This window comes from Novipirellula sp. (genome assembly GCF_041583735.1).
Lineage (GTDB): Bacteria > Planctomycetota > Planctomycetia > Pirellulales > Pirellulaceae > Novipirellula.
On the sequence record NZ_JBFHFD010000030.1, the window covers coordinates 22,935 to 29,867 of the forward strand.

Annotated in this window: 4 protein-coding genes; 3 read left to right on the top strand and 1 reads right to left on the bottom strand. The window is 57.3% G+C overall.

Annotated elements, in window-relative coordinates; translation table 11 throughout:
• Positions 1 to 41: 41 nt before the first annotated feature.
• The 3 genes from ABX962_RS04410 (at position 42) to ABX962_RS04420 (ending at position 5,494) form a co-directional block, all read left to right on the top strand.
• Positions 42 to 1,643: a hypothetical protein gene (locus tag ABX962_RS04410; RefSeq protein WP_372716994.1), complete on the top strand. Its 1,602-nt coding sequence runs from the start codon at positions 42 to 44 to the stop codon at positions 1,641 to 1,643.
• A gap of 210 nt (positions 1,644 to 1,853) precedes the next feature.
• Positions 1,854 to 5,090, top strand: coding sequence for an AsmA-like C-terminal region-containing protein (locus ABX962_RS04415; protein ID WP_372716996.1), 3,237 nt, complete (start codon positions 1,854 to 1,856; stop codon positions 5,088 to 5,090).
• A gap of 53 nt (positions 5,091 to 5,143) precedes the next feature.
• A complete protein-coding gene (locus ABX962_RS04420) occupies positions 5,144 to 5,494 on the top strand; it encodes a hypothetical protein (protein ID WP_372716997.1) in 351 nt (116 codons plus the stop codon).
• 166 nt (positions 5,495 to 5,660) lie between these two features.
• On the opposite strand, the gene ABX962_RS04425 is transcribed toward ABX962_RS04420, so the two are convergent.
• On the bottom strand, positions 5,661 to 6,933 hold a 1,273-nt coding region (locus tag ABX962_RS04425; RefSeq protein WP_372716999.1), incomplete at its 5' end, for an L-lactate permease.

Below are 6,933 nucleotides of genomic sequence, written 5' to 3' on the forward strand. Positions count from 1 at the left end.
GCCACCCCACATTCCCATCATTCAATCCACGATCGACCTCGATGCACAAAGACACGCAAGAACGCAAGAAACGACGTACCGCCTACCTCTTATTGATTTTGATCGGGCTGGGAATCGCGGCGGGCCGAATCGCCACCGTGACCAGCCGCGAGGGGGACACTGCGTTCTTGAGTGCCAATGATCGCAGCCGCTGGTGTACCGTCGCCGCGCTGGTCGAAGATCGCACGTACGAGATCGATCGCCAAATCAACCTCAAAGGCGCCAAGAACCGTACCCCGTGGAACACGATCGACAAGGTGCGTCATCGTGGCGAGGATGGCAAATTGCATTACTACAGCAGCAAACCGCCGTTGTTTCCAACTTTGGTGGCGGGAGTCTACTTTTTCGTCAATAGCTTGCTCGGGCTCTCGATGACCGAGCATCCGATCTATGCGACACGGATTGTATTGGCGCTGGTGAATCTGCCGTTGCTGGCGCTCTTTTACTTTGGCACGATCGGATCGATCGAACGTGTGTGTGGAAATTCGTGGGCCCGGCAATCGCTCGCGTTAGCAACCGTCTTTGGTACGATGCTATTGCCCTTTTCGATGACGCTGAACAATCATCTGGTCGCCGCCGCCTTCACTGCGTTAACGATGTGGATCTACTTGTTGGCGTGCGAGAAACTAGACGACTCGGTCACCGGCACCTCCACCGTGATGCCGTGGGGGGTGTATCTGCTGGCTGGATTGGCAGCTGCGTTTACCGCGGCCAACGAACTGCCGGCACTGTCGATGATGGTGCTGTGGTTCGTGCTGTTTGTCTGGGTCGATACTCGATCGCTGCTGCCGTTTACAGCAGGATTGATCATTGTGGCCGCAGCATTTTTTGGGACCAACTATGCCGCTCATGGCAGTTTGCGACCGCCCTACGCGCATCGCGGCAACGGCGATTTGATTGCCGAGATCGACGCGTCGCTCGATCCTATTCCCAGCGAGCAAATTCATCGCGAAATCGTGCAACGGAATTTGATCCAATCGTCGCAGAAAATCACCGTCAAACTGTCCGATGAAAAAGGACGCTGGAGTGTTCGCAGCGACGACGATCAACTCTTTTCGTTGACCCGAACCGCGAGCGGAAACTGGGCGCTGCATTATTGGGACGATTGGTATGAGTACCCCAATAGCTACTGGCAAGATGGTCGACGGAGGGGCGTCGACCTGGGGGAACCCTCTCGGTTCGTCTATTTTTTAAATATGACGATCGGTCATCACGGAATTTTTTCGCTCACCCCCATTTTCTTGCTCGTCCCGCTCGGACTGATCAAAGGACTCTCGTTCGGGCCTCACGACTATCGTCGGTTCACGCTAGCTGTCTTAATTGCTAGCGTTGTTTGCTTGCTGTTCTATCTCGCACGCCCGCTAATTGATCGTAATTACGGCGGCGTTAGTTGCTGTTTTCGCTGGGTGTTATGGTTCACGCCGATGTGGCTAATAATGCTAGCACCGATTCTTGATGAGTATTCAGATAAACCACAGAAGCAAGGCATCTTCCACGCGATGCTAGCACTCAGTGTGTTTTCGATGTCGACTGCGTTGCAAACTCCTTGGCAATCGCCGTGGATCTACCAGTTCTGGTCGTTTTTGGGGTGGCTTGGCGGCTGAGCCTCGGACTAGTATCGCGACAGATTAACCTCGTGCTGAGCGGTCTTTTACGGCCCCCCGGCATCAGGGGACATGGATGCCCTTGGTTTGTGAATAGGCTGTTTGCGATTGGCTGGGTCCAAATCCGATCCGAAACCCAAAACGTCGCGTGCATTAGCGCGATGGGTGTGGGCTGCGCTGATCTCAGCTGCGCTCATTACGGTTGTCCCGATGCTGGCCCCCGATACGCTTGGGGAACAAGCTCGGCGTCATTTGCTAAAGAAGTTGCAAGATCACTACGTTGGCTACGATGTCTCGATCGGGCGGGGCCGTTTCGAGAGTTCGGTGGGGGTCATTTTTGAAAACATCGTCATCACGAATCCTGCAGCGATTGCCGCTCCGCTTCGCGAGCTCGTCCGCATTGAACAACTGGTCGTCGTTGCCAACGTTCATCCCGAAAAACTGCTGGACAAAGAAGTCCCGCTGACGACGAATCGAGTTGCCATCACCGGCTTTCATGCCAACGTCACATTGAGTGACGACGGCACGCCGTCGTTGATGGATCTGATGCCATTGCCGAAACTTGGCCCCGAAGCACCTCGCATCGATCTGCTGCGAGGAACCATTCATTGGTACGATCCCGCGGCGAGCCAGCGGCCGGTCAGCACCGAGATTGCCAAGCTAAGTCTGGTCAATACAGAGCGGCTCGATGGCGGCGTTGACCGCACCGTGACCGCCACCGGTTCGAGCGATTTGGCGGACGCGTTTCACGTCCAATGGGACAGCGTCAACGCTGCGAGCGACGTCCGCTGTTCGGTGCGTGGCGTCAAGATTGATCGTGAACTGTTTAACCGTTTACCCGCGACGCTGCAAAAGCCATTGGTCGATGTGCGTGGGCTGCAATGTGTATGTGACCTCTCGTGCTCGGTTTTCCATGCCCCCGGTCGCGACTTGAAGTACCGTGTCCGCTCGACGATTCACGAAGGACAATTCACTCACGCCAAGCTGCCCAAACCGATCACTCAGCTGCGAGGGGTGTTTGTGGCGGAACCGCAAGCGATCCAGATCGAAGCCTCCCAGGCCTCGCTTGGGGAAGCGGTCGTCCGTGTCCACGGCGAACTGCGAGGCGATCGGTGGCCGCTGGACGCCGATTTGAAGGTCGCGACCAACGGACTGCTACTGGATGACCAATTTGCATCGGTGCTGCCCGAGGCGATACGTCGCGGCTGGGATCACTTGCAGCCCCGCGGCCGTATCGATGTCAAAGCCGACGTGACTTGCCGTACCGGAATCTGGGACGCGGATGCCGAGGTGATCTGTAAAGGGGTCGACATTCGCTATGAAAAATTCCCCTATCCCGTGCACCAATTGGTCGGCCGCATCGAAGTCCGCGATGGCATTGCATCGAGCGATTCGCTGAACGGTCGCATCGACAGCCACCGTATGCAGTGTGCGTTTCGCTTGCCCATTCGTCCGGGGATCACCAACGAGAAGACGTTTGTGATGGCTGCGGACGGCCCCATTGCCATCGATAGCACGTTAATCAAATCGCTGACGCATCGCGGGGCGCCCCAGTCAGCGCTCGAGTCGTGTGTTCGCTCGCTACGGCCTCGCGGAGCCGTGCATTTGGCGAGTGCGATGTTTGGCACCGACGCGAGCGGACGGAATACCCGCCAATTGGATTTGCGGATCATCGATGGCCATTTGCGTTACGAAAAATTTGCCTACCCGTTGTACAACGTCGATGGCCGCATCGAGGTCAACGAAGATGTCGTGCGGATCACCGACTTTCGAGGCTTAAGCGCCAATTCAGGGGTGGTTCGTTGTGAAGGTACCTACCGAATTCCCAAGCCGTCGCCCGACCCGAACCTGTTTCGTATTTCCGATTCAGGCAGCGGGATCGAAGTGCCGCCTCAGCTCGCCTTGGTGTTCCAAACGACCAACATCCCGATGGACGATGCGTTGCGATCCTCGCTTCCCGAATCAGCCCAACACACCTGGGACTCGCTCGCACCAGGCGGCGTTTTGGACGAAGCCGATGTTTGGGTGACGCAACAAGAGCATTCGGGGCCGCTGCAAATCGATTTGACTGCTCGGCAAATCTACGCCAACCAGATCAACAACCGCACGCTCAGTCTGCGACCGTGTTCGCTTCCCTATCGCATCGACATCAGCAGCGGCACGGTCCGCTACGATGGATCCAAGGTCTACATCGACTCGCTCAATGGACAACACGGCGCAACACGGTTGGCCGCCGACGGATTTTGTGTCCAAGGACCCACGGGACGTTGGGATTTGACGCTGAATATGAAAGGCGGCAGCCGGCTGAATCCCGATGCCGAATTGATTTCCGCGTTGCCTAATGAAATGCGGGAAGCGATGCGGCGATTGCAATTGCGAGGTCCGGTCAGCCTGCGAGGTCAGACGAAGATCACGTTGCCCGACGCCGATCACATCGAACCACTGATTCACTGGGACATCGCCTTGCAACTCGAGGGGAACCGGATCGCGGATGTTGGCCCGGTACACTCGCTGCGAGGTGAAATCTCGGTCGTCGGTAGCCGTGACCAGCAAGGTATTCGTGCGGCGGGCGATGTGCATATCGACTCGATGCATGTCGATGATCTGCAAATCACGTCGATCCAAGGCCCCTTTACCGTGGTCGACGATGTGTTGAAATTGGGCGTTCGCAGCAACCTTGCCTCGTCTCATTTGGCCGGAGCCAACATGGCCCCGTCGACGGTCCCCGCGACACGGTCGATCACCGGCCGAGTGTTTGATGGCGTTATCGAATTGCGTGGCGACTTGGAGCTTTCCTCGGGCAGTTTTGATGTCGACATCGCCGTGCGTGATGCTCAAGTGCCGACAATTCTTGCCGACTTTGGCCATGTCGATAATGAAATCAGTGGCGAGTTTTCAGGCAACGCGTCACTCGAAGGCAGCTTGGGAACACTCGAATTCCTCAAAGGCACCGGCACCGCCCAAGTCACCAAAGCAAACCTGTATCAATTGCCTCTGATCGTGCAGGTCCTGAACCAACTGCGGATCAAGCCGACCGAAGATGTGGCGTTCACCGATGGCACGGTGCAGTTCAGCGTTTTTGGCGACACGCTGAACTTCAACGAACTGAAAATGTGGGGCGACTGGGTTGCACTAGAGGGCAGTGGGTCGCTCGATGGACGTCGTGAACTGGACCTCTCGTTTAATACTCGGGTCAGCCCGCAGAACGCGTTTACGCAAATCATTCGCCCCTTGCGAGGCGAAAAGTACACGCTCTGGACAATTGACGTGAAGGGGCCGATTCACGCTCCGACGATTGAACGGCGTGCCTTCGAAGGGGTCGGCGAAACGCTCGAACGATTTATTCCGACGATCACCAACGCCAATCCTGGTATAAATAACCCTGGTGACGTCGCCCCCGAAGCGACCGAATCGTCACCACGCGGATTTGGAAACTGGTTTCGTTAGCACGATCCCTTTTTCGAACCTCCTTCGTCTCGAAATCAGTGAGGTTAGTGATCATGCAAGTCAATCCTAGCTCCGCCGCGGCGTCCGTCGCTGGCACCGCTCGAGCCGCCGCCCGCGGAGGCGAGGCCGACTCGCAAGCCGCCGAAGCCACCAAGCGACAAGCGACCGCTGAAAACCCTGGTGGCAAAACAGCCGAAGCGAGTGCCATCGACTCGAGCGAACAAACGCATGATCGCGGCGGCGACGGCCGGCAAATGTACGACACCTTCGAACGCGCCAAAGAGCACGACGAACAAGAATCGCAGCCCGAGGAAACCGCGGCGGAACAGGAAGCCACCGATCTCGATGTGACGCCGCCAACCGATCCCGAGGAACCACCGCCGCACATCGATTTCAGTGCCTGATTGCTAATTCGATGATCCCATTTTGTGAGACGAACGCGCTAGCGTCGGGCGCCCGCTCGGTAAGATGTTCAATTTCGACCGGGCGGCTTGCGGCGCACCGCTACACAACCACCTGGTTAGCGTCAACGTAGATGGCATTGGGCTTGCGGACGCGTTTCAATCGGCCTCACCGCCCCCACCACACGATCGCGTAGCCAATGATCCCCAGCAGCAATGCGTAATAGGTGAACACCCACAACGTTTTGCGGATGATCACGCCCTCTTTGCCCACCAACCCGACCACAGCCGACGCCGCCACGACGTTGTGGACACAGATCGTGTTCCCGGCGGCGCCACCAACGGCTTGTAACACCACGATCCAAACCGGATCGACACCGAGTTTCTCGCCCACATTGAATTGGAACGACGAGAACATCATGTTGCTGATCGTATTGCTGCCAGCGATCGATGCTCCGAAACCACCGATGAACGTCGCAAATACCGGCCACGCGTCGCCGACCGTGTTCTTGACTCCTTCGGCCAATGTGATGGGCATCGACTCGTACCCGGCCGCCCCGTGGGTGCTGTTGATAAATACCTGGACCATCGGCACGGTAAAGACCAAGGCCACCGAGGCTCGCAAAATGGTGCGAAACGAATCACCGCAGGCCGCAGCGCAGGCCCGCATCGGCACTCGCTGGAACAACACGGCGATGAGCGACGCGATCACAAACACGGTGCCTGGCAAATAGACAGGACGGATGATCTCGGAGATCGAAGTGCCAAAGATTTCGCTCACGGGCACCGCAAACGATTTGACCCACTGTGCCGGCGATCCGTCATGTCCCGTCAACCACTCGAGTCCTGGCAACGAATCAAGCCGAGTTAGCACCAGCAGCAAGGCGACGATCACGTACGGCGACCATGCCGAGATCCATCCCATTGGCCTCGCATCGTCACAGGCACTGGCGTCCTTTTGCGGATTGGACAGCGGTAGTCCCAACCAATCGTCTGGCCATTTGTCCGCAGCGGGGAAATCCCAAATCGCGTCCGCTTTGGGCATCAAGAACCCAGCCTTTGCGGCGGGGACCACGATTGCCAAACCGCATAGCCCTCCTAAGAGCGATGGGAACTCGGGACCCAACAACCAGGCGACCAAGAGATACGGAATCGTCATCGCAAACGCGGCAAAAAGAGCGAAACGCCAAATCGCCAAACCTTCTTTGAAGGAGCGATTTTCGCCAAAGAATCGCGTCATCAACCCCACCAACCACAGCGGGATCAACGCCCCAGCGATCGCGTGCAGCATCGCCACTCGCAAACCGATCAACGATAACAGCGTCCCTCCGTCGGCAAATCCATGGCTTTGCGCAAAACCATCGATCGTCCCTTCCCCCGCTAAACCGCTGCTGACGCCAATCAGGATCGGCGTGCCAACGGCGCCAAAGGAAACCGGAGTG